Genomic DNA, 22,578 nt, shown 5'->3' with positions numbered 1-22,578 from the left:
CGGAGACTGACGTGCTGGACTGGTATTTTCTGACATTTTTTGGCGACAGCATGCTGCTGCTGCCCTGCGCGTTGATTCTTTTTGTCGCGTTAATCGCTCCGCGCGCCACCCGAACAGCAGGCTGGCAATGGGCACTGATCTTCGGCTGTGCCGGCGGCTTGGTATGCGGATCCAAACTGGCCTTTATGGGCTGGGGTATCGGTATAGAACGTTATGATTTTACAGGGTTTAGCGGCCACTCGGCGCTGGCTGCCAGTATCTGGCCGGTATTTCTCTGGACGCTGAGCGGTCGTTTCTCGCATGCGGTGCGCAGTCTGGCATTGGTCGTTGGCTACGTATTGCCTCTGACGATTGGCTTGTCGCGGTTAGCCATTCAGGTACATTCGCCTTCGGAAGTCATCAGCGGCCTGGCGTTAGGCTATCTGGCCAGCAGCCTGTTTCTGTGGTTACAGAGCAGCAAGGCACGCCCACAGCTTTCCTGGTGGCAAATCGCCGGTGCGCTGGCTTTACCGATCGTTCTGATGGGACATCGACAACCGGCGCCCACCCAGGGTCTGCTGGAACACATAGCCACTGCCTTGGCGCATATCGACCATCCTTACACCCGAGCCGATCTACACCGGCTGCGAGTCACGCCATAAACAAAAACCCCGGACCTGCGCCGGGGTTTTGCTTTTTAATCTGCGAGGATTACAGCGCGCGGAAAGAGATTTCCGTCGGAATAGCCTCGCCCTGCCAATACATCTGCGCCGCGACACGGCCGGCAAGCTGGCGATACAGTTCCGCAAATTCGCTGTCCGGACGGCTTATTACCGTCGGCGCGCCGCGATCCAAATCTTCGCGCAGCGAGATGTGCAACGGCAGTTGCCCCAACAAGCGGCTGTTGTACTTTTTCACCAACTTTTCTGCCCCGCCAGTGCCGAAAATCGGTTCATGATGACCGCAGTTGCTGCAGATATGCACGCTCATGTTTTCCACAATACCGAGCACAGGCACATGGACTTTTTCGAACATCACAATGCCTTTGGCCGCATCCAGCAGGGCGATATCTTGCGGTGTGGTCACCACCAGCGCGCCGGTAACCGGAATGTTCTGCGACAGCGTCAGTTGGATATCCCCGGTGCCCGGCGGCATATCCAGCACCAGATAATCCAGATCCGGCCACAGCGTGTCCTGCAGCAGTTGCATCAGCGCCTTGCTGGCCATCGGGCCGCGCCACACCATGGCGTTGTCGTCGGTCACCAGGTAACCAATGGAATTGGTCGCCAGACCGTGCGCCAGGATCGGCGCCATATGCTGGCCGTCCGGCGAGGTTGGCCGTTCATGCTCGGTGCCCAACATATTGGGGATCGACGGGCCGTAGATGTCGGCGTCCAGAATGCCGACCTTCGCGCCTTCGGCAGCCAGCGCCAGTGCCAGGTTGACGGCGGTAGTGGATTTCCCCACCCCGCCCTTGCCGGAACTGATGGCGATGATATTGCGCACGCCCTTGATGCCGGCCTGATCGTTGGCGCGTTTCAGCGTGGCGATGTCATGCTTCAACTTCCAGTCGATCGCCTCTGCCCCGGTGACGCGCAGCAGTTCTGCACTCACTCGGTCTTTCAGCGTTTCAAAGGCACTCTGCCAGGCGAACGGCATGATCAATTCAATATGCAGTACATGATCCAACAGCGTGCAGTGGTGAATAGCCTTCAACGCGGTCAGGTTGTTTTTTAACGTCGGGTGTTCAAAGGCGGCCAGTACACCGGTCACCAGGGCACGCAGAACTTCGGGGTTGGTCTGCTCGGGGGATTTTGCGCTCATCCCGGCTCCTTGATTTTGAATGGATAGCTTCCCGCTAAGCATATCAGAACTGCAGGTCCGCTGGCGTGTGTCTGTAGAAAGAAACCGCCCTAGCCGTAGAGAGCGCGATCGGGTAACATCGAAGACCCTTTTTATTCATTACAGAAAGCAAGTTCTCACTATGGCTCAAGTCGCGAAAAAATTATTGGTGACGTGCGCGCTACCGTACGCAAATGGTTCCATCCATCTCGGCCACATGCTCGAGCACATCCAGGCGGATATCTGGGTTCGTTACCAACGAATGCGCGGCCACGAGGTTCATTTCATCTGTGCGGACGACGCGCACGGCACGCCGATCATGCTGAAAGCTCAGCAGTTGGGCATCAAGCCGGAAGAAATGATTGCGGAAATGAGCCAGGAGCACCAACAGGATTTCGCCGGTTTTGGCATCAGCTATGATAACTATCACTCCACCCATAGCGATGAAAACCGTGAACTCTCGAGCCTGATATACGGCCGTCTGAAAGAGAACGGCTTTATCAAGAACCGGACTATTTCCCAGTTGTACGATCCGGAAAAAGGCATGTTCCTGCCTGACAGATTCGTGAAAGGCACCTGTCCGAAATGCAAATCGCCGGACCAATACGGCGACAACTGCGAAGTGTGCGGCGCGACCTACAGCCCGACCGAGCTTATCGATCCGAAATCCGTTGTTTCCGGCGCCACGCCGATCCTGCGTGATTCGGAGCACTTCTTCTTTGATCTGCCTTCGTTCAGCGAAATGCTGCAGGCCTGGACCCGTTCCGGCGCGCTGCAAGAGCAGGTAGCGAACAAGATGCAGGAGTGGTTTGAGTCGGGTCTGCAACAGTGGGATATTTCCCGCGACGCGCCCTATTTCGGCTTTGAGATCCCGGACGCGCCAGGCAAATACTTCTACGTCTGGCTGGATGCGCCAATCGGCTATATGGGCTCATTCAAGAACCTGTGCGACAAACGCGGCGATCTGGACTTCGACGAGTTCTGGCGCAAAGACTCCAGCACCGAGCTGTATCACTTCATCGGCAAAGACATCGTTTATTTCCACAGCCTGTTCTGGCCGGCGATGCTGGAAGGCAGTAACTTCCGCAAACCGACCAACCTGTTCGTACACGGCTATGTGACGGTTAACGGCGCCAAGATGTCCAAGTCCCGCGGCACCTTTATCAAGGCCGGCACCTACCTGCAACATCTGGATGCCGACTGCCTGCGTTACTACTACGCCGCCAAGCTGTCCTCGCGCATCGACGACATCGACCTGAATCTGGAAGATTTCGTGCAACGCGTGAACGCCGATATCGTGAACAAGGTGGTTAACCTGGCGTCGCGCAACGCCGGCTTTATCAGCAAGCGTTTTGGCGGCCAACTGGCCGATAACCTGGCCGATCCTGCGCTGTACCAAACCTTCGTTGACGCGGCAGGAAGCATCGCCGAGGCCTACGCCAGCCGTGAGTCCGGCCGAGCAATCCGCGAAATCATGGCGCTGGCCGATCTGGCCAACCGCTATGTGGATGAGCAGGCACCTTGGGTCGTCGCGAAGCAAGAAGGCCGCGATGCCGATTTGCAAGCCATCTGCTCGATGGGCATCAACCTGTTCCGCGTACTGATGACCTACCTCAAGCCGGTGCTGCCATCGCTGACGGAACGTACCGAAGCCTTCCTCAACTGCGAACTGACCTGGGGTGCGATCCAGCAGCCGCTGCTGGGCCATCAGGTCAATGCGTTCAAAGCCCTGTTCAACCGTATCGACCTGGACAAGGTGAATGAAATGGTCAGCGCTTCAAAAGAAGACATGGCAGCGGCTAAAGTGGTCAGCGGCCCGCTGGCTGAAGATCCGATTCAGGAAACCATCACCTTTGACGATTTCGCCAAGGTTGATATGCGCATCGCCTTGATCAAGAGCGCCGACTTTGTCGAAGGCTCTGACAAACTGCTGAAACTGCAGTTGGATCTGGGCGGCGAGTCTCGTCAGATCTTCTCCGGCATCCGTTCCGCCTACCCGGATCCGAAAGCGCTCGAAGGCCGCCTGACCATCATGGTCGCCAACCTTGCGCCGCGCAAAATGCGTTTCGGCATCTCTGAAGGCATGGTGATGGCTGCCGGCCCTGGCGGCAAAGAGATCTTCCTGCTCAGCCCGGACAGCGGTGCTCAGCCAGGAATGCAGGTGAAGTAACTTCCGCTTTACTGCCATAAGGGCCAAGCAACAGCTTGGCCCTTTTTTATTTGTGCCCCCCTCAAAAGACGCCATCGCAGGCAAATTTTGCATGCCGTCCAAAAGCGATATATTTCAGCATTACATATAGACGTCCAGATGTAAGGACTGCTATAAATAACGCCTTACTGGGATAGCCATCACCTGCTTTTGGAGCCAATAATAATGAAAACGATAAAAACACCGCTACTGGCCATTGGCCTGCTGGCCGCCTTGCCACTGTTCGCCGCAGAATCGTCCACGCCGGCTCCGGTGCCAACCGCCATCGCCCAGCATCAGGGGCCGATCCGCATTGCAGTGATCCGCAACCTGGGTTCCGACGACAACACCACTCAGTTTCTGGCCGGCGCCATTCAGGAAGGGCGTAAGCTGGGTTTCAAAGTGGATACCTTCCTCAGCAACGGTGACGATGCGCGTTTTCAAGATTTCGTGAACCAGGCTGTCAGCCAAAAATATGACGGCATTATTCTCTCGCAGGGCCGTGCGCCCTATTCCACCGATTTGGTCAAACGCATTGCGGCGGCGGGCATTGCCGTCTCCGTATTTGATACCGACGTCAGCGGCAGCATTCCCGGCGTAACGGTTTCGCAACAGGATGACGCTTCGCTGGCAAATGAGTCGTTCGGCCAACTGATTAAAGACTTCAATGGGAAAGCCAATATCATCAAGCTTTGGGTCGCCGGTTTCCCGCCGATGGAGCGCCGTCAGGCTGCCTACCAGCAGTTGCTGAAGCAAAATCCGGGCATTCATGAGTTGGAATCGATCGGCGCAGTGTCATCGGACGTGCAGGGTGATACCGCCAACAAGGTTGGCGCGGTGCTGGCCAAATATCCGAAAGGCAAGATTGACGCGATCTGGGGCACCTGGGATGCCTTTAGCCAAGGCGCCTACAAGGCTCTGAAAGAAAATGGCCGTACCGAAATCAAACTGTACAGCATCGATATCTCCAATCAGGATCTGCAACTGATGCGCGAAGCCAATAGCCCGTGGAAAGTCAGCGTAGCGGTGGATACCAAGCTGATTGGTGCGGTAAACCTGCGTCTGGTGGCGAACAAAATTGCCGGTGAACCTACGCCTGCAACCTATGAGTTCAAGGCTGCGTCTATTCCGCAGGCGTTGTTGGCCAGCCAGCCGGGGCCGGTCAACGTGGCCGGGCTGGCAAAAATCATCCCGGGCTGGGGCAGCAGCAGCGATTTTATCCAGCCCTGGTTCGCCACGCTGCAGGCTAAATCGGGCAAATAATCTCTTCCGCTGATCCCCAGATAAAGAGGGGCGCTGCATGCGGCGCCCCTATTGTTCGGGGCAGCGGCAGCGTGAAAAGCGGCGGCGTAACCTCTTTTTTTCACACAGCATCTTCCCAGTCGGCCAAAATGAGCTATGTTATCAACATCGCTCAATAGCTGTATGCATAAACAGGTCCGACATGAAGGGATTCCCACCGCTGATCATCGCACTGCTGGCCAGTTCGCTGGTGTTGACCATTGGCCGCGGCGTCACGCTGCCGTTCATTACTATTTACCTCACCGGGCATTTCCACCTGTTGCCGAAAAGCGTCGGCATTATTCTGGGCATCAGCCTGGCGATCGGCATTTTCGCCAGCCTGTATGGCGGCTATCTGGTGGACAAGTTCAACAAAAACACATTGATCCTGCTTTCCATTTTACTGTTCGCCCTGAGCTTTTTCGCCATCCCGTGGATCCCTCGCCCGGGAGGCATCGTTCTGGTGCTGGCGATCCTGCATACTGCCTATTCGGTGCTGGGCATCACCATTAAAGCGTGTTTTGCCGACTGGCTGCCGGTCACGCAGCGTATAAAAGCCTTTTCGCTCAATTACACGCTGGTAAATGTCGGCTGGGCGGTGGGGTCATCTCTGGGCGTTATGGTGGCCGGGCTGAATCCGCTGCTGCCGTTCTACCTCTCCGGTGGGCTGGCCTTATTGACGGTGGCGACACTGAGCTTTCGTCTGCGTGGGCAGTTGCATTCAGGGCAACCCGCGGCCGCCGAATCTGCGCCGACCACATTGCCTGATTTTCGTCAGACGCTGGCCATCCTGCGCAGCGATCGTCGGCTGATTTACTTTACGCTCGGCAGTACGCTGGGGGCTGTCGTTTTCGGCCAGTTCACCGGCTATCTGTCGCAATACCTGATTATCGTATCGAACGCCGAATTCGCGTACAAAATCATTGGCATGGTGATGATCGTCAATGCTTGTATCGTCATCGCGTTGCAGTATTTGCTGAGCCGGGGCATGCGTCAGGAAAACATGCTGCGCTGGCTGGCGCTGGGCACACTCTTTTTCATTGTCGGGCTGATCGGTTTCATGCTGGCGGGGCAATCCGTCTGGCTGTGGGCCGTGGCCATGGCGATATTCACGCTGGGGGAGATTATCGTTATCCCGGTGGAATATATGTTTATCGACTTTATCGCACCTGCGCATCTGAAGGGCAGCTACTACGGCGTGCAAAACCTCAGTGCGTTGGGGGGCGCCATCAACCCGGTGCTCTGCGGTTTTATCCTCAGCTACGCCGCACCGCCATTGATGTTCCTGATGTTGATTGCCGCCGCGTTATTGAGCCTGCTATTCTTTTTCCTCGGCCACCGGCTGGCGCAGAAACAGCAACCGAACTCTATCGCCACCTACGTGGAATAAGACTGCGCGCGACCTTTCGCCGGTACTGCCAACCTGCCCAACGGGCATGGATGTCATAGAGAGAATTCATGGTGTGATTTGTGGCGCAGGTCACAGTTTAATTGTATGATGAATACATCAGTTAAACGGGAAAAGGTGATGGCCAACGTGCTTACACTGTGCTGGAAATACCTGAGGGCAATCGTCCTCATCTACCTCTGCTTGTTTGCCGGCAATGCCATCGCGGCGCTACTGCCGATCGCCATTCCCGGTAGCATTATCGGCATGCTAATCCTGTTTGCCCTGCTCTCCAGCCAAATTTTGCCGGCGAAGTGGGTCAAGCCCGGCTGTCATCTGCTGATCCGTTATATGGTGCTGCTGTTCGTGCCGATTGGCGTCGGCGTGATGAACTATTACGACCAAATCATCGAACATCTCAGCCCGCTGGTGGTTTCCTGCGTTATCAGCACCCTGATGGTGCTGATCGTCGTCGCCTGCACCTCTCATTATTTTCACCGTGAACGTAAAATCATCGGCAGTGACGATCCTGCGGAGGGTAAAAAATGATCCATGAAATCTGGTGGTCATTGCCGTTGACGCTGTTGGTCTACTTTGCGGCTCGCTGGCTGACTCAGCGGCTGAAGATGCCGCTGCTGAACCCGCTGCTGGTTTCCATGGCGGTGATCATTCCCCTGCTGCTGCTGACCGGCGTTCCCTATGAACGCTATTTTCAGGGCAGCAAAATTCTCAACGATTTGCTGCAACCGGCAGTAGTGGCGCTGGCCTTCCCGCTGTATGAGCAGTTGCACCAGATCCGCGCTCGCTGGAAGTCGATTATCGCAGTGTGCTTTATCGGCAGCATGACGGCGATGATCAGCGGCGGCGCCATCGCGTTGTGGATGGGCGCAACGCCGGAAATTGCCGCATCAATCATGCCGAAATCCGTCACTACGCCGATCGCCATGGCGGTAGCGGGATCCCTTGGCGGCATCCCCGCAATCAGCGCCGTCTGCGTTATTTTCGCCGGCATCTTCGGTTCGGTATTTGGCCATTCGCTGTTCAGGATGCTGAAAATCACCACCCGTTCGGCACGCGGCCTGGCGATGGGCACCGCTTCGCATGCCATAGGCACGGCACGTTGTGCGGAAATGGACTATCAGGAAGGCGCGTTCAGCTCTCTGGCGCTGGTGATCTGCGGGATTATTACTTCTCTGCTGGCGCCCTTTGTCTTCCCGGTGCTGCTGCATCTGTTCGGTTAACGGGTTGGAAACTTGCGATACATCTCGCATTTATCGTTTTCATTGCAGTGATTTCATCAATAAAGAGATATGAATCACACTTTATTGCTTCAAGGCTGCCTAAAATGTTATCCCGTTAACCTGTAGAGAGATTTTCTATGCACCCGCGTTTTCACACCGCTTTCGGCGAACTGTCCGCGACATTGCAATCCGTCCTGCTGCCTTATTTTGATGCGCCTGATTTCCCGGCCATGTTCAGAGCGGAGCAGGTAGACGCGATCAAGCAGCGCTGCGGGCTGGATGATGATGCTCTGGCATTTGCCCTGCTGCCTTTGGCGGCGGCCTGCTCGTTAACGCCGATCTCCCATTTCCACGTCGGTGCCATTGCCCGCGGCCAGAGCGGCAACCTCTATTTTGGCGCCAATATGGAATTCAGCGGTGCGCCGATGCAACAAACCATTCATGCAGAACAGTGTGCCGTGACCCACGCCTGGCTGCGCGGTGAGCCTGGCCTGGTCTCCATCACCGTTAACTACACGCCTTGCGGCCACTGCCGCCAGTTTATGAACGAACTGAACAGCGGCAGCGGCCTGCAAATTCGCCTGCCCGGCCGTGAGCCGGCCACGCTTGGCGACTATCTGCCGGACTCGTTCGGCCCGAAAGACCTTGATATCGCCACGCTGCTGATGGACCGGGTCGATCAGGGCTACCAGTTGACGCTGTCTGACGAACTGGAGAAAGCCGCGCTGGCGGCCGCTAACCAAAGCCATGCCCCCTACAGCAACGCCCACAGCGGTGTCGCGCTGGAGGCCGAAGACGGCACGATTTATGCCGGGCGCTATGCGGAGAACGCAGCCTTTAACCCGAGCCTGCCGCCGCTGCAGGCCGCGTTGATTCTGCTGAACGTCTCCGGAAGCGACTGCCAGAAAATCCGCCGTGCGGTACTGGCCGAGCCGCAAACCGCTATCCTCACCCAGTGGGATGCTACCCGCGCCACGCTGGAAGCGCTGGGTTGCCAAAACGTCAGCCGCATCACTTTCTAATCCCGATCACGGCGGTGCCGCCCGGCGCCGCTGTTAACAGCCCCGTAAGCCGATTACAATGGCATTCACGTCTTAAAACACTTTCTTTAGTTAAATTAGGACGTGATCGTCGATAATTACGCCAATTTACCTCATGATCCGATAACAATTGCTGTACATATTTTCCCGATCTTTTAGGATCGGCATCATAAAAGCTATCCGATACGTTGAAGAGCAAAACAATGGAACTTGAATACGAAAGCAAACGCCCCCTCTACATCCCTTACGCCGGCCCGATTCTGCTGGAATTTCCGCTGCTGAACAAAGGCAGCGCCTTCACTGAAGATGAACGCAGCCATTTCAACCTGCACGGTTTACTGCCTGAAGCGGTGGAAACCATCGAAGAGCAGGTTGAGCGCGCCTATCGTCAGTATCAGGATTTCAAGAACGATAACGACAAACATATCTATCTGCGCAACATCCAGGATACCAACGAAACCCTGTTTTACCGCCTGCTGGACGCGCATCTGAGCGAGATGATGCCCATCATCTACACCCCGACGGTCGGCGAAGCCTGTGAGCATTTCTCCGACATCTACCGCCGCGCGCGCGGGCTGTTTATCTCTTACCCAAACCGCGATCGCATCGACGACATGCTGCAAAACGCCACCAAGCAAAACGTCAAAGTGATCGTGGTCACCGACGGTGAGCGTATTCTCGGCCTGGGCGATCAGGGCATCGGCGGCATGGGCATTCCTATCGGCAAGCTGTCGCTGTATACCGCCTGTGGCGGCATCAGCCCGGCCTATACCCTGCCGGTAGTGCTGGACGTTGGCACCAACAACCCGCAGCGCCTTAACGATCCGCTGTACATGGGCTGGCGCCACCCGCGCATCTCCGGCGATGAATACCACGCCTTTGTCGAAGAGTTCATTCAGGCCGTAAAACGCCGCTGGCCAAATGTGCTGCTGCAGTTCGAAGACTTCGCGCAGAACAACGCCACTCCGCTGCTGAACCGCTATCGCGATGAGATTTGCTGCTTCAACGACGATATTCAGGGCACCGCAGCGGTCACCCTTGGCAGCCTGATCGCCGCCAGCCGCGCCGCCGGCAGCCAGTTGCGCGACCAAACCGTGACCTTCCTTGGCGCCGGTTCAGCCGGTTGCGGCATCGCCGAGCAGATTATCGCGCAGATGAAATCTGAAGGGTTGAGCGAAGCCGAAGCGCGCGCCCGGGTCTTCATGGTGGACCGTTTCGGCCTGCTGACCGACAAACTGCCCAACCTGCTCGATTTCCAGAGCAAACTGGTGCAAAAGAGCGAGAACCTGGCTTCATGGCAGACCTCCAGCGACGCTATCTCGCTGCTGGACGTAGTGCGTAACGCCAAACCGAGCATTTTGATCGGCGTTTCCGGCCAGCCGGGCCTGTTTACCGAAGAGCTGATCCGTGAAATGCACAAGCATTGTCCGCGTCCGATCGTCATGCCGCTGTCCAACCCGACCTCGCGCGTGGAAGCCCGCCCGGAAGACATCATCAACTGGACCGACGGTGCCGCGCTGGTCGCGACCGGCAGCCCGTTCGCGCCGGTGAGCTATAAAGACCAGCTGTTCCCTATCGCCCAATGCAACAACTCCTATATCTTCCCGGGGATTGGTTTGGGCGTGTTGGCTTCCGGCGCCACTCGCGTGACCGACGCCATGCTGATGGCCGCCAGCCGCGCGCTGGCAGATTGTTCGCCGCTGGCGACCGACGGACATGGCGCACTGTTGCCGAATATCGACGATATTCAGGGCGTCTCCAAGTGCATCGCGATGGAAGTGGGTAAAGCGGCGCAGCTGCAGGGAATGGCGGTGGTCACCTCTGAAGAAGCGCTGTCGAAAGCCATTGAACACAACTTCTGGCGACCGCAGTACCGCAGCTACAAACGCACCTCGTTCTGATTTACGCAGGTGAAGCGCAAGGTCCGGCACGCCGGACCTTTTTTATTGTCAAAACCGCCTAAAAATGCGGCGCAATACGTGCTTCAGGCGGCGGACAGCTTGCGTCAGCCAGTCAGGTAAAGTAGCCTTGAGCCATCTTTTTTGGCCCCTGTGCGCGTAAGGCAATAACATGTGGAAACGCCTGATAATCAGCCTGTTCATCATCATTGCGGTGTTGATGCTCTCGGCGCTCGCGCTCGATCGCTGGATCAGTTGGAAAACCGCACCTTACGTCTACGACGAACTCCAGGGTCTGCCCCATCGCCAGGTTGGCGTGGTGCTAGGCACCGCCAAATATTACCGTACCGGCGTCATCAACCAGTATTACCGTTACCGTATTCAGGGCGCGATTAACGCCTATAACAGCGGCAAGGTGAAATACCTGCTGCTGAGCGGAGACAATGCCCAGCAAAGCTATAACGAGCCCATGACCATGCGCCGCGATCTGATCGCCGCAGGCGTGGCGCCCAGCGATATCGTGCTGGATTACGCCGGGTTCCGCACCCTGGACTCCATAGTGCGCACCCGCAAGGTGTTCGACACCAATGACTTCATCATTATCACCCAGCGCTTCCACTGCGAGCGCGCGCTGTTTATTGCCCTGCATATGGGGATCCAGGCTCAATGCTACGCAGTGCCGTCGCCGAAAGACATGATGACGGTGCGCGCTCGCGAGATCTTCGCCCGCCTTGGCGCGCTGACCGATCTGTACATACTCAAACGCGAACCGCGCTTCCTCGGCCCGCTGATCCCCATCTCCTCCATGCACGCGGTGCCGGAAGACGCCCAGGGTTATCCGGCGGTGTCGCCAGAGCAACTGGTGGAACTGGAACACAAGCTGAAAGAAGAAAAGCAAAAGGCCAAACAGCCTTAGCTGCAACGGTGAAAATAAAAACGGTCGGCATTTGCCGACCGTTTTTATTGCTGCGGAACGCTTATTTCTTCTTGGCGTATTTCAGCGAGTCCAGCGCCACGGCGAAGATAATGATGCCGCCCTTGATGATGTACTGCCAATAAGGGTTAACGCCAATGTAGGTCAGCCCGTAGTTGATGACGGTAAAGATGATCACCCCGGTCACTACGCCCAACACCGTCCCCACCCCACCGGCAAAGGACACGCCGCCCACCACGCAGGCGGCGATGGCATCCAGCTCATACATAAAGCCGAGGTTGTTGGTAGCGCTGCCGATACGGCCGGCTTCCAACAGGCCGCCGAAGGCATAGAACACGCCGGACAGCGCATAGATCATGATCAGGTTCAACGGCACATTCACGCCGGAAACCTTTGCCGCTTCCGGGTTACCGCCGATGGCGAAGATATTTTTGCCGAAGCGGGTTTTATTCCACAGGATCCAGACAAAAATAATCGCGATAATGGCGTAGAAGGTAATGTACGACAGCTTAAAGTCGCCAAAGCGCAGGAATCCCTGGGCAAAGCTGGAGAACTTCGGATCGAACCCCGCCACCGGCGAAGCGCCGACAGAATCGTAATACAGCGAGTTGATGCCGTAGACGATGATCATGGTACCCAGGGTGGTAATAAACGGCGTCACATTCAAGTAGGCGATGATCAGACCGTTCACCAGGCCGATCACCGCACCCACGGCGCACACCAGCAGGATCACCAGCGGAATAGACCAGGTTTCCATATGCGGAAACACTTTATTGACGTTGTCCATCGACTGCAGCAGCGTTGCCGCCACCACCGCCGCCAGCCCAACCTGGCGCCCGGCGGACAGGTCTGTGCCCTGAGTCACGATCAGCCCGGCCACGCCCAGTGCAATAATGATACGCACCGATGACTGGGTCAGGATGTTGCTCAGGTTCATTAAACTGAGGAAAGTCGGGTCCTGGATAATAATAATTGCCAGCAGCACCAGCAATACCACGTAAATGCCACCTTCTTTAAAATAGGTGAACAAAGTTTTTTTATTCAGCGCGTTCATAATTCTGATCCTTAAAGGTGCAGGGATGCGAGACGTAAAATTTCATTTTGCGAGGTCTGTTTGGTGTTGACGATGCCCGCAACCTGACCATTACTCATCACCAGTATTCTGTCGGTAATTCCCAAAAGCTCCGGCATTTCGGACGAGACAATAATGATCCCCTTGCCCTTCTTCGCCAATTCGGTCATCAGCTGATAAATTTCGAATTTGGCGCCGACGTCAATGCCGCGCGTCGGTTCATCCAGCATTAATATTTCCGGTTGGGTTAGCAGCCAACGGCCGATAATCACCTTCTGCTGGTTACCGCCGGACAGCGAACCGATATGGGTGTGGTGGCCCGGCGTTTTGACCCGCATGGCGTCGATCACCCATTGGGTGTCGCTTTTCATCCGGGCGTTGTCCAGCAGACCGATTTTATTTTTATAACTGCGGATATTGGATATCAGCGAGTTAAAGCCCACGTCCAGATAGGCGTAAATCCCGGTAGAGCGTCGCTCTTCCGTTACCAGTGCAAAACCGTGGTTAATCGCTTCATTGGCGCTGTGATTGTTGATGGCCTTGCCGTGCAGCTTGATGGTGCCTGCCACTTTTTCACGGATACCGAACAGGGTTTCCACAATGTCCGTGCGCTTGGCACCCACCAACCCGGCAATGCCAAGAATTTCACCTTGGTGCAGATCGAAGGAAACATCGCGAATGGAAGGCTGGCGCAATGACGTCAGGTTCTTCACCTCCAGAATCACCTCTCCCGGCGTATTCTGTCTGTCGGGGAAACGCTGACTGAGCGAACGGCCCACCATCATCGAGATGATCTTGTCCATATCCAGCCCTTCCAGCGGCTGAGTGGCGATCCACTGGCCGTCGCGCAGGATGGTGATTTCATCGCACAGTTGGAAGATCTCTTCCATTTTGTGCGAGATATAAACAATGCCGCAGCCGCGCTCTTTCAGCTTGCGAATAATGGTGAACAAATGGTTCACCTCTTTTTCCGTCAGCGACGAGGTCGGCTCATCCATAATGACAATCTTGGCGTCATAGGAAAACGCCTTGGCGATTTCGATCATCTGCATTTGCGATACCGATAGCGTGCCCACTTTATCCCGTGGGTTGATATCGATATCCAGCTCGTCGAATATCGCCTGGGTGTCCTTCAACATCTTTTCCTGATCGACAAACATGCCTTTGGTCGGATAACGCCCCAGCCACATGTTGTCCATCACGGTGCGCTGCAGGACCAGGTTTAACTCCTGATGCACCATTGAAACGCCGTGTTCCAGCGCCTCTTTTGAGCTTTTGAAATCAATTTCCCGGCCCTGAAAAACAATACTGCCGGCATCTTTTTTATAAATGCCAAACAGGCATTTTAATAATGTCGATTTCCCGGCGCCGTTCTCTCCCATTAACGCATGAATGGAGTGCGGACGAACGCGCAGGTTAACATTATCCAATGCCTTGACGCCGGGGAATGACTTACTGATATCGGTCATTTCCAGGAGGAATTCGCGTGGGCTGTCGGCCATAAATACACCTGGCTATTATTGTACCCCTCGTCTTTCAAACCGCAGCGTTGTCCGCTGCACCGTGAAATCCGTCGGGTATAGGCTGTCATTTTAATAAAAAATTCCCCCGCCTGCGGCTTTCCTGGTGTTGGCGCTGAGCGCACCCCAGGCGGGGTCATTACGGCTTATCTCAGAACTTACTTAACAAACTGAGACAGATTGTCTTTATCTACGCCAACGTAAGGAATGCGCACCACTTTATTTTCGATTTTATATTGGGTGCCGTCGGCGGCCGGTTTGCCCGCAGCCAGGTTTTTCGCCAATTCGAAGGTGGCTTTAGCCTGGTTGTCGGCATCGTTCAGCACCGTCCCCGCCATCGCGCCGGATTTGACCATCGCCAGAGCTTCCGGCAACGCATCCACGCCGAATACCGGAATGCTGGATTTGTTGTGTGCCTTCAGCGCTTCTACCGCGCCCATTGCCATTGCATCGTTGTTGGCGATAACCACTTCAATTTTGTTGGCGTTCGGGCCGGACAACCAGGCGTCCATTTTGTCTTTCGCCTGAGCGGTGTCCCACATGGCGGTGTCCATCTGCAGTTGCTGAGTTTTAAGACCGCCTTCGTTCAACGTCTTCACCACATAGGTGGTACGCGCTTCGGCATCCGGGTGGCCCGGTTCGCCTTTCAGCAATACATACTGAATCTGACCGTCTTTGTTCAGATCCCAGTTCGGATTGGCTTTCCAGTGCTTGGCGATCAGCTGGCCCTGGATCACGCCGGACTCCTTGGAGTCGGTCCCGACATAAAACGCCTTGTCGTAGCTGTCCAGCGCTTTGCGGGAAGGCTCTTTGTTGTAAAACACGACAGGGATATCGTTTGCGCGTGCCTTATCGATAACCACCGGAGCGGCGGCAGGGTCAACCAGGTTAATCGCCAGCGCTTTCACGCCTTTGGCGATCAGCACATCGATCTGGTCGTTTTGCTTGGACTGATCGTTCTGCGAGTCATTCATCAGCAGAGTGATATCCGGAGAGGCCTTGGCGTCTTTCTCGATCGCCTTGCGCACTACCGACATAAAGTTGTCGTCGTATTTATAAATGGTGACGCCAATACGGGTATCTGCATGAGCTGCAGCACCAAACATCATGGCTGCGGCCGTCGCGGCCAGGGTGAAAACCTTCTTATTCATTGTCTGTCTCCGGTTTATGTAGGTCGTACTCGGTATTGAGCCAAAGGTAACCGGCGGTGGGTGCACGACCGGGTCTGGCAGGTTCCCTGTCATCCGTGAATCATGTTATTCCTGAAAAGTGCTGTGTCAGCGCGAGATAAAAACGGCAGCGGCAAGTGCCTTTGCGCCGGAAAACGCCTAGAGCATAGACGGGGTGATGTTAATAATCTGTGAATTTTCTCACAGATTGAAAACGGTTACACAAGATTAAATCTTCAGAGAGTGACCGCCGCCTCACTTTGCCAGGGGGCATCGGAATGGCGACGTACCAGAGTGGGCATAAACAGGTGGCGCGCCTGTAGCTCCAGCCCGCCAGCCGCGCCCCGCAGGGCCAATTCGGTGGCAAGAGTCGCCATGGTAACAATGGGATAGCGTACCGTGGTCAGTTTAGGGCTGGTATAGCGTGCAATGGGGATATCATCGAACCCCACTATCGAGAAATTTTGCGGCACAATGATACCGTTTTCTTTCAGCACCGCCATGGCACCGGCGGCCATCGCGTCATTGTAAGCGAACACGGCGCTCAGATGCAGATTACGGCCAAGCAGCTCGACCATCGCGGCCTCCCCGCCCTGCAGATCCGGCGAGCCGTAAGCGCGCCAGCTGTCCGGCGTCGCCAGCCCCGCCACGCTCATCGCCTGTTCATAGCCCTGCTGACGCAGCGGTCCGTCTTCGATCGGGTGATTGGAGCCCAGATAGCCAATACGTTGATGGCCCTGCGACAGCAGCAGGCGCATCGCCATCTCCGCGCCGCTGACGTTATCCAGGCCAACGCAGCGGTGTTCGTAGCCGGCGATGATTCGGTTAATCAGCACCATGCCCGGCACCTGTTCGAGAAAGGCGATCAACTCGGCGTCACACAAGGCCTTTGCATGAACAATCAAGGCATTGCATCGCTGCCGAATCAATACTTCGATGGCATGACGCTCTTTTTCCGCCTGATGGTAACTGTTGCCTATCAGCAGGTATTTGTGATTTTTCTGCGCCACAGTGTCTACCGCTTTCACCAACGCGCCAAAGAAGGGATCGGAAACGTCCATCACCACCACGCCGAGGGTATCGCTGCTTTGGGTGGCCAACGCCTGCGCATTGGCATTGGGCCGGTAGCCCAGCTCCGCTACCGCCTGAAGCACCCCTTCACGCGTCTGTTTGCTGGTCAGGGCGCTGTTGTTCAGCACGCGGGAGACGGTCGCCACGGACACGCCCGCGCGTTTCGCCACGTCGCGAATGGTGATTGGGTGAACAGAGGCCATGAAAGATCCTGAGGTCGGGGTAGTTGACAGTGGCGCTATCCTACCCCGTTTGTCATCCTCCTCTGCGTGAATTACGTCACAGGAAAGAAAACGTTTACATACATTTTTTTAACCTGCCTGCGCCAGATCTCAGTTCAGCGCCTTGGGTTCCGCTTGGCCGGCGGCCAGATGAGTCAATTTGCGCCACAGCCACTCTACCGGCCCCTGCGGGAAGTGCCTCAGCCATAGGTTGGAAAACAACAGGTTAGCCAGCCAGACCAACGGCACAAACGCCAACAGTTGCAGGCGGTCAAACTGCTGATACAGGCCAAAGCGATAGAACAGCGTGGTGCAAATCAGCGTTTGCAGCAGATAGTTGCTCAGCGCCATACGCCCGACCTGCGTCAGCCAATGGCCGATGCGCAAGCGCGACAGCGTAGGCCAGAAACCGTAACACAGCGCCAGATAGCCCATCGCCTGCAGCGGCGAGCCCAACTCACGCGGCACCTGCAATAAAAACCCGCTCCAGCGGTAGTCCCAGTGCAGATGCCATTGCAACGCCACCGCCGGCACTTGGATCAGCAATGAAAGCGGTATCAGCCAGGCCGCCTGCCGGCGATAGTAGCCCGGCGAATAGGTACCGCGCAGCCAACCGCTGCGCATCAACCCCGCGCCGAACAACATCAGGCCCGCCAGTTCCCAGCCGTATTGAGCGCCAATCGCCAGCAGGCTGGAAGACAGCAGGTCAACACGGCTGCGCCATGCCTCCATGCCCCCCTGCAATTTCCAGAACTTCTCATACTGCAACTCAGCCACACCTGGCAACCAGAAACCGCCCGGCTCCCCCTGTGAAACGAACCCCAGCAGCAGCAACACCCCAACGCCAATCAGATACAACACCACGCCGGTTTTCAGCAGTTGATACGTTTCTTTCGCGTCGCGGATCATCCGCCAACACACCAGCCCGATCAGCCCATAGGCCAGCAGGATATCGCCGTCCCAGAGAAAAATGGCATGCCCCAGACCAAACAGCACCAACCACGACAACCGGGCGCGTATCCAGCCTTTGCCGCGGCGCAGCAGCATTTGCAGACCCGCGCCGAATAACAGGGCGAACATCGCCAGGAACTTGGCCTGCGCGAAAATATCCAGCAGCGCCCAGGTCCAGGCATCGCGAGAAGTCGGCAGCCCCAGATAGGCCGGGTTAAGGTAGGCCGCCTTTGGCAGGCCAAAGGCGCTGATATTCAGCAGAAGAATGCCGAGAATGGCGATACCTCGCACGCAGTCCAGCGTGGCGATGCGTGGCAAGGGGGCCGTGGAGCTAGTGTTCATTATTTTACCGCTGTATGCCGCTCATTAAAAAGGCGCCCGCAGGCGCCTGTTATACTTGAAGCTGCCTCTGTGTTGACTGCGTGCACTTACCCGAATCACTTACCTGAGTAAGCTCATCGGGATAAGCGCCCTTGCCGCCTTGATGCAACTCAATTATCTAGGGTAGAAATGGCCCGCCATCACCCCTGGTGATGACGCACCGCGCGCAAAAACTCCTGGCGCGTGTTCTGGCTGGACTTGAACAGCCCGCCCAGAGAGGTGGTGGTGGTGGCGCTGGTCGCGTCACGGATGCCGCGTGCCTTGACACAATAATGGACCGCATCGATCGATACCGCCACGTTATTGGTACCGAGCAAGGTTTGCAATGCCACCAGGATCTGCTGAGTCAAACGCTCCTGCACCTGAGGGCGCTGGGAGAAGAACTGCACGATACGGTTGATTTTCGACAGGCCAATGACCGCATCTTTCGGAATGTAGGCCACGGTCGCTTTGCCGTCGATGGTCACGAAGTGATGCTCGCAGGTGCTGGTCAGCGTGATATCGCGCACCGTCACCATTTCATCTACCTTCATCTTGTTTTCGATGACGGTGATTTTTGGGAAGTTGGCGTAGTCCAAACCGGAGAAAATCTCATCGACATACATTTTGGCAATGCGGTGCGGGGTTTCCGCCAGGCTGTCGTCGGACAGATCGAGATTAAGCAGCTGCATGATTTCCGTCATGTGCTCTTTAATACGACGTTTGCGCGTTTCACGATCCAGCACTTCACCGCGCAACGGGGTTTCCAGACCACGCTCTTCGAGCGCTGCGTGAACCAGGGCAGCTTCTTTACTTAATGATGTCATTTATTCTCTCCAACGGACTTGAACTCACCCATCCGGCGGCTTTACCGGGCAGACGGGTGAATTGCATACTCTCCTGACGGCAGAAGTTTCCGTAGTTGATAACGTGAACTCGGTCAAGATTTTGCCTCCACTCTAGAGGAGAGTGAAGGGATTATCCAGTGATTGTACTTCAACCGCAGGTGAAATATTCGCATTTAGCACAATCAGGCCTGCTGCGGGTATCCCGCGTTTTTTGTACGGAATTTAATCACGGCGGCGTCGGTTTTCGCGCCAATTCACGCGCCGGCGTATTCACCACCAGCAGACCGGCCACGATCAGACCCACAACCGCCACATACAGCGCCGGTTCCAGCCTGTGGGTCAATGCCGTCGACAGCGCCGACAACGTAGGGCCAACCAGTTGCCCCAGCGCATAACCGGTGGTCAACAATCCCGCCATATAGCGCGCATGGTTGGGCGCCAACTCCCGGCCATGCTGGATGGAAAGCTGCACCACGCTGAGGAAACCGCCGCCGGTAAGCAGCGCTCCCAGCGCCAACCCGGCCACACCCGGTACCACTTCCGCACACAATACCCCCAGCGCCTGCACCCACAGGGTAATAGCCAGACGTGACTGAGTGGTCAGCCGGTGGCGGGTCAGAATGCCGAGGACGATCCCCAACACCGCCGCACCACCGAAGATCGGCCAAACGAATTGAGCGAACACGCTGTCGGGGAAACGCGCCGCCGCCATCTGCGACAGAAAGGTCGCCGGCAGAATATAGCCAAACCCCGCCAGACTGTAGCTCCATACCAGGCGTTTCAACGCCGGGGTCAGTTGCAGCGGCTCCGCTGCCACGTTGGGGCGATGCAACTCGCCGGCACGCGGCAGGTTGATGCTGATGGCGCCAATCAGTACCAGCGCCAATACGCCGTACACCATCCAGGCCTGCGACGCCGTCAGGGCCAGGCTATGAATGCCCACCGCCAACATGCCGCTGATAAAAATTCCGGCACCCGGGCCGGCGAATACCGCCGCGCTCAGCGCCGGCCGGCCATAATGCGCCAACCGCTCGTTGGTCCAGGCCGCCACCAATACCATCGACCAGCCGCTGGCCCAGCCGATGATAAATCGCACCGCACCATGCCACCACTCGCCCTGCACCACGGCGGAAAGCAGCGTCAAGGCCACCGCACCCCACACGCCCAGCCACAGCCGGCGCTCAACGTGGCGGCTGGCGCGCATGGCGTCGTAAGCGCCGCACAGATACCCAAGGTAGTTGATTGCCGCCACCAGCCCGGCCCCGGTCAGGGTAAACTGGTGCTCGGCAATCATCAGCGGCACCTGCGGGGTAAAGGCGAAGCGCCCAATCCCCATCGCGACGATCAACGCAATAAAACCGCTCAGGGCAATTCTTAAGGCCATGTAGAGTTATCCAGACTGTTAAAAGAGAGTTGCCAGCATCATGCCGCAGTATTAAACTCACAAAAAATGAATAATACTCATCAAGTTCATCACGAAAAGAGAAGACCATGGATCTGACCCAGCTTCGCATGTTCTGCAGCGTCGCCGAAACCGGCTCCGTCGCCCGTGCCGCCGAGCAACTGCACCGCGTGCCGTCGAACCTGACCACGCGCCTGCGTCAGCTTGAGCAAGAACTGGGCACCGATCTTTTCATCCGCGAAAAACAGCGCCTGCGTCTTTCGCCGATGGGTCACAACTTTCTCTGCTACGCCAACCGCATTCTGGCGCTCAGCGAAGAGGCCATGAGCATCACCCATGCCGGTGAGCCGGCGGGTAACTTCGCTATCGGCTCGATGGAAAGCACGGCCGCTACCCGCCTGCCTACTCTGCTGGCCGCCTATCACCAGCGTTTTTCGCAGGTGTCGCTGTCGTTGATCACCGGCACCTCGGGCGAAATCACCGAACGGGTACGCGCCGGTACGTTGGCGGCGGCGCTGGTCGATAGGCCGGTTCAGTATGACGAACTCAACGGTTGTATCGCCTTCCCCGAACACATGGTGGTGATCTCCTGCCTTGACCACCTGCCGATTCATAACGCTAAAGACGCCAAAGGCGAAACGCTGTTTGCCTTTCGGGCAAGCTGTTCTTACCGCCTGCGGCTGGAGTCCTGGTTCAAGCGCGAAGGCGTGTTGCCAGGCCAGATTATGGAAATCCAGTCCTATCACGCGATGTTGGCCTGCGTTGCCAGCGGCGCCGGGCTGGCGATGATCCCGCATTCGGTGCTCAGCCTGTTGCCAGGCCATGAACGGGTGAAAGTGCATGCCCTGCCGGATGATATCGCCCAAACCGCCACCTGGTTGTTGTGGCGGCGCGATGCGTTCAGCCCGAACGTGCGGGCGCTGAAAGAACTGATTATTGAACAGGCGGAAACCGCCGCTGTTGACAACACCAACCTCGTTTCATCAGACGCTATCGACATAGCCTGATTTAAAAAATAGACCACTGGAGACTATGATGGAAATGATCAAAACCCGTGCCGCCGTTGCCTGGGGCCCGAACCAGCCGCTGAAAATCGAAGAAGTCGACCTGATGCCACCGCAAAAAGGCGAAGTGCTGGTGCGGATCGTCGCCACCGGCGTCTGCCACACCGACGCTTACACCCTGTCAGGGGCCGATCCGGAAGGCGTGTTCCCGGCGATCCTCGGCCATGAAGGCGGCGGCGTGGTAGAGGCGGTGGGCGAAGGCGTCACCAGCGTGGCGGTCGGCGATCACGTGATCCCGCTGTACACCCCGGAATGCGGCGAGTGCAAATTCTGTAAATCCGGCAAAACCAACCTGTGTCAGGCGATCCGCGCCACCCAGGGTAAAGGTCTGATGCCGGACGGCACGACCCGCTTCTATAAAGACGGCCAGCCAATCTTCCACTACATGGGCACCTCGACCTTCTCCGAATACACCGTAGTACCGGAAATCTCTCTGGCGAAAATCAGCAAAGAAGCGCCGCTGGAAGAAGTCTGCCTGCTGGGTTGCGGCGTCACCACCGGCATGGGCGCGGTGATCAACACCGCCAAAGTGCAAAAAGGCGACACCGTGGCCATCTTCGGCCTCGGCGGCATTGGCCTGTCGGCGATTATCGGCGCACAGATGGCCGGCGCAGGCCGCATCATCGGCATCGATATCAACACCAGCAAGTTCGATCTGGCGCGCAAACTGGGTGCTACCGATCTGATCAACCCGAAAGACTACGATAAACCCATTCAGGACGTGATCGTTGAGCTGACCGACGGCGGCGTCGATTTCTCCTTCGAGTGCATTGGCAACGTCAACGTGATGCGCTCCGCACTGGAATGTTGTCATAAAGGCTGGGGCGAATCGGTGATTATCGGCGTAGCCGGCGCCGGCCAGGAGATCTCTACCCGCCCGTTCCAGTTGGTCACCGGCCGCGTCTGGCGCGGTTCCGCCTTCGGTGGCGTCAAGGGCCGTTCGCAGTTGCCGGGCATCGTCCAGCGTTATCTGGACGGCGAGTTCGCGCTGAATGACTTTATCACCCACACCATGGGGCTCGATCAGATTAACGAAGCGTTCGATTTGATGCACGAAGGCAAATCAATCCGCTCGGTTATTCACTTCGACAAAAAATAAGCCAGGAGGCA

Annotated in this window: 19 protein-coding genes; 11 read left to right on the top strand and 8 right to left on the bottom strand. The window is 56.6% G+C overall.

The features are described 5' to 3' along the window. The first annotated feature begins 11 nt into the window (after positions 1-11). Positions 12-641, top strand: coding sequence for a phosphatase PAP2 family protein (locus ACTJJ1_RS01450; RefSeq protein WP_440832095.1), 630 nt, complete (start codon positions 12-14; stop codon positions 639-641). Positions 642-690: 49 nt separating this feature from the next. Here ACTJJ1_RS01450 and apbC read toward each other — a convergent pair whose 3' ends face one another. Next, on the bottom strand, positions 691-1,803 hold the full coding sequence (gene apbC / locus ACTJJ1_RS01445) for an iron-sulfur cluster carrier protein ApbC (protein WP_004942372.1): 1,113 nt from the start codon (positions 1,801-1,803) through the stop codon (positions 691-693). Positions 1,804-1,963: 160 nt separating this feature from the next. Here apbC and metG point away from each other — a divergent pair, with 160 nt between their 5' ends. The 8 genes from metG to sanA all read left to right on the top strand — a co-directional run bounded on the left by metG (position 1,964) and on the right by sanA (position 11,772). Beyond that, positions 1,964-3,991, top strand: a complete 2,028-nt coding sequence (metG, locus tag ACTJJ1_RS01440) for a methionine--tRNA ligase (protein WP_440832093.1) — start codon at positions 1,964-1,966, stop codon at positions 3,989-3,991. 204 nt (positions 3,992-4,195) lie between these two features. Further along, positions 4,196-5,272: a sugar ABC transporter substrate-binding protein gene (locus ACTJJ1_RS01435; RefSeq protein ID WP_004942369.1), complete on the top strand. Its 1,077-nt coding sequence runs from the start codon at positions 4,196-4,198 to the stop codon at positions 5,270-5,272. A 181-nt stretch (positions 5,273-5,453) separates the two neighbouring features. Beyond that, positions 5,454-6,680 carry an MFS transporter gene (locus ACTJJ1_RS01430; RefSeq protein WP_064798744.1) on the top strand — a complete coding sequence of 409 codons (1,227 nt, stop codon included), beginning with the start codon at positions 5,454-5,456 and terminating at the stop codon, positions 6,678-6,680. A gap of 138 nt (positions 6,681-6,818) precedes the next feature. Next, positions 6,819-7,226 carry a CidA/LrgA family protein gene (locus tag ACTJJ1_RS01425; protein WP_006324397.1) on the top strand — a complete coding sequence of 136 codons (408 nt, stop codon included), beginning with the start codon at positions 6,819-6,821 and terminating at the stop codon, positions 7,224-7,226. Next, positions 7,223-7,918 (top strand): CidB/LrgB family autolysis modulator, encoded by a 696-nt coding sequence (locus ACTJJ1_RS01420; protein ID WP_440832090.1) that lies wholly within the window; start codon positions 7,223-7,225, stop codon positions 7,916-7,918. The genes ACTJJ1_RS01425 and ACTJJ1_RS01420 overlap by 4 nt, the downstream gene beginning before the upstream one ends. Before the next feature lie 137 nt (positions 7,919-8,055). Next, the gene (gene cdd, locus ACTJJ1_RS01415; RefSeq protein WP_004942361.1) at positions 8,056-8,940 is read left to right on the top strand and encodes a cytidine deaminase; all 885 of its coding nucleotides are present in this window, start codon (positions 8,056-8,058) and stop codon (positions 8,938-8,940) included. A gap of 221 nt (positions 8,941-9,161) precedes the next feature. After that, positions 9,162-10,859, top strand: a complete 1,698-nt coding sequence (locus ACTJJ1_RS01410) for an NAD-dependent malic enzyme (protein WP_004942358.1) — start codon at positions 9,162-9,164, stop codon at positions 10,857-10,859. 169 nt (positions 10,860-11,028) lie between these two features. Further along, a complete protein-coding gene (gene sanA, locus ACTJJ1_RS01405; RefSeq protein ID WP_004942356.1) occupies positions 11,029-11,772 on the top strand; it encodes an outer membrane permeability protein SanA in 744 nt (247 codons plus the stop codon). A gap of 61 nt (positions 11,773-11,833) precedes the next feature. Here sanA and mglC read toward each other — a convergent pair whose 3' ends face one another. From mglC to ACTJJ1_RS01370, 7 genes are all read right to left on the bottom strand, one after another. Further along, positions 11,834-12,844, bottom strand: a complete 1,011-nt coding sequence (gene mglC / locus ACTJJ1_RS01400) for a galactose/methyl galactoside ABC transporter permease MglC (protein WP_006324395.1) — start codon at positions 12,842-12,844, stop codon at positions 11,834-11,836. An 11-nt stretch (positions 12,845-12,855) separates the two neighbouring features. Further along, complete coding sequence (gene mglA / locus ACTJJ1_RS01395) at positions 12,856-14,364, bottom strand: galactose/methyl galactoside ABC transporter ATP-binding protein MglA (RefSeq protein ID WP_202290356.1); 1,509 nt, start codon at positions 14,362-14,364, stop codon at positions 12,856-12,858. A 176-nt stretch (positions 14,365-14,540) separates the two neighbouring features. After that, positions 14,541-15,533 (bottom strand): galactose/glucose ABC transporter substrate-binding protein MglB, encoded by a 993-nt coding sequence (gene mglB, locus ACTJJ1_RS01390; RefSeq protein WP_004942352.1) that lies wholly within the window; start codon positions 15,531-15,533, stop codon positions 14,541-14,543. A 254-nt stretch (positions 15,534-15,787) separates the two neighbouring features. Further along, positions 15,788-16,825, bottom strand: a complete 1,038-nt coding sequence (gene galS, locus ACTJJ1_RS01385) for an HTH-type transcriptional regulator GalS (RefSeq protein WP_122289581.1) — start codon at positions 16,823-16,825, stop codon at positions 15,788-15,790. Between the two features lie 129 nt (positions 16,826-16,954). Then, on the bottom strand, positions 16,955-18,136 hold the full coding sequence (gene yeiB / locus ACTJJ1_RS01380; protein ID WP_110605881.1) for a DUF418 domain-containing protein YeiB: 1,182 nt from the start codon (positions 18,134-18,136) through the stop codon (positions 16,955-16,957). 179 nt (positions 18,137-18,315) lie between these two features. Further along, positions 18,316-18,981 (bottom strand): GTP cyclohydrolase I FolE, encoded by a 666-nt coding sequence (gene folE / locus ACTJJ1_RS01375; RefSeq protein ID WP_004942347.1) that lies wholly within the window; start codon positions 18,979-18,981, stop codon positions 18,316-18,318. 247 nt (positions 18,982-19,228) lie between these two features. After that, entirely contained in the window at positions 19,229-20,386 is a 1,158-nt protein-coding gene (locus ACTJJ1_RS01370) for a YbfB/YjiJ family MFS transporter (RefSeq protein WP_004942344.1), read from the bottom strand. A gap of 107 nt (positions 20,387-20,493) precedes the next feature. Here ACTJJ1_RS01370 and ptrR point away from each other — a divergent pair, with 107 nt between their 5' ends. After that, positions 20,494-21,411 carry a putrescine utilization regulator PtrR gene (ptrR, locus tag ACTJJ1_RS01365; RefSeq protein WP_004942342.1) on the top strand — a complete coding sequence of 306 codons (918 nt, stop codon included), beginning with the start codon at positions 20,494-20,496 and terminating at the stop codon, positions 21,409-21,411. A gap of 28 nt (positions 21,412-21,439) precedes the next feature. Then, a complete protein-coding gene (locus ACTJJ1_RS01360; RefSeq protein WP_004942340.1) occupies positions 21,440-22,567 on the top strand; it encodes an S-(hydroxymethyl)glutathione dehydrogenase/class III alcohol dehydrogenase in 1,128 nt (375 codons plus the stop codon). Positions 22,568-22,578: the final 11 nt, after the last annotated feature.

Origin of the sequence: Serratia sp. 22264 (genome assembly GCF_052045345.1) — a bacterium.
Taxonomy (GTDB): domain Bacteria; phylum Pseudomonadota; class Gammaproteobacteria; order Enterobacterales; family Enterobacteriaceae; genus Serratia; species Serratia plymuthica.
This window is presented reverse-complemented; position numbering and strand designations above follow the sequence as displayed.

What these genes read in the sequence shown, in the direction of transcription:
- apbC (WP_004942372.1), bottom strand. Translation starts at nt 1,803, where the DNA reads ATGAGCGCAAAATCCCCCGAGCAGACCAACCCCGAAGTTCTGCGTGCC.
- metG (WP_440832093.1), top strand. Translation starts at nt 1,964, where the DNA reads ATGGCTCAAGTCGCGAAAAAATTATTGGTGACGTGCGCGCTACCGTAC.
- ACTJJ1_RS01435 (WP_004942369.1), top strand. Translation starts at nt 4,196, where the DNA reads ATGAAAACGATAAAAACACCGCTACTGGCCATTGGCCTGCTGGCCGCC.
- ACTJJ1_RS01430 (WP_064798744.1), top strand. Translation starts at nt 5,454, where the DNA reads ATGAAGGGATTCCCACCGCTGATCATCGCACTGCTGGCCAGTTCGCTG.
- ACTJJ1_RS01425 (WP_006324397.1), top strand. Translation starts at nt 6,819, where the DNA reads ATGGCCAACGTGCTTACACTGTGCTGGAAATACCTGAGGGCAATCGTC.
- ACTJJ1_RS01420 (WP_440832090.1), top strand. Translation starts at nt 7,223, where the DNA reads ATGATCCATGAAATCTGGTGGTCATTGCCGTTGACGCTGTTGGTCTAC.
- cdd (WP_004942361.1), top strand. Translation starts at nt 8,056, where the DNA reads ATGCACCCGCGTTTTCACACCGCTTTCGGCGAACTGTCCGCGACATTG.
- ACTJJ1_RS01410 (WP_004942358.1), top strand. Translation starts at nt 9,162, where the DNA reads ATGGAACTTGAATACGAAAGCAAACGCCCCCTCTACATCCCTTACGCC.
- sanA (WP_004942356.1), top strand. Translation starts at nt 11,029, where the DNA reads ATGTGGAAACGCCTGATAATCAGCCTGTTCATCATCATTGCGGTGTTG.
- mglC (WP_006324395.1), bottom strand. Translation starts at nt 12,844, where the DNA reads ATGAACGCGCTGAATAAAAAAACTTTGTTCACCTATTTTAAAGAAGGT.
- mglA (WP_202290356.1), bottom strand. Translation starts at nt 14,364, where the DNA reads ATGGCCGACAGCCCACGCGAATTCCTCCTGGAAATGACCGATATCAGT.
- mglB (WP_004942352.1), bottom strand. Translation starts at nt 15,533, where the DNA reads ATGAATAAGAAGGTTTTCACCCTGGCCGCGACGGCCGCAGCCATGATG.
- galS (WP_122289581.1), bottom strand. Translation starts at nt 16,825, where the DNA reads ATGGCCTCTGTTCACCCAATCACCATTCGCGACGTGGCGAAACGCGCG.
- yeiB (WP_110605881.1), bottom strand. Translation starts at nt 18,136, where the DNA reads ATGAACACTAGCTCCACGGCCCCCTTGCCACGCATCGCCACGCTGGAC.
- folE (WP_004942347.1), bottom strand. Translation starts at nt 18,981, where the DNA reads ATGACATCATTAAGTAAAGAAGCTGCCCTGGTTCACGCAGCGCTCGAA.
- ACTJJ1_RS01370 (WP_004942344.1), bottom strand. Translation starts at nt 20,386, where the DNA reads ATGGCCTTAAGAATTGCCCTGAGCGGTTTTATTGCGTTGATCGTCGCG.
- ptrR (WP_004942342.1), top strand. Translation starts at nt 20,494, where the DNA reads ATGGATCTGACCCAGCTTCGCATGTTCTGCAGCGTCGCCGAAACCGGC.
- ACTJJ1_RS01360 (WP_004942340.1), top strand. Translation starts at nt 21,440, where the DNA reads ATGGAAATGATCAAAACCCGTGCCGCCGTTGCCTGGGGCCCGAACCAG.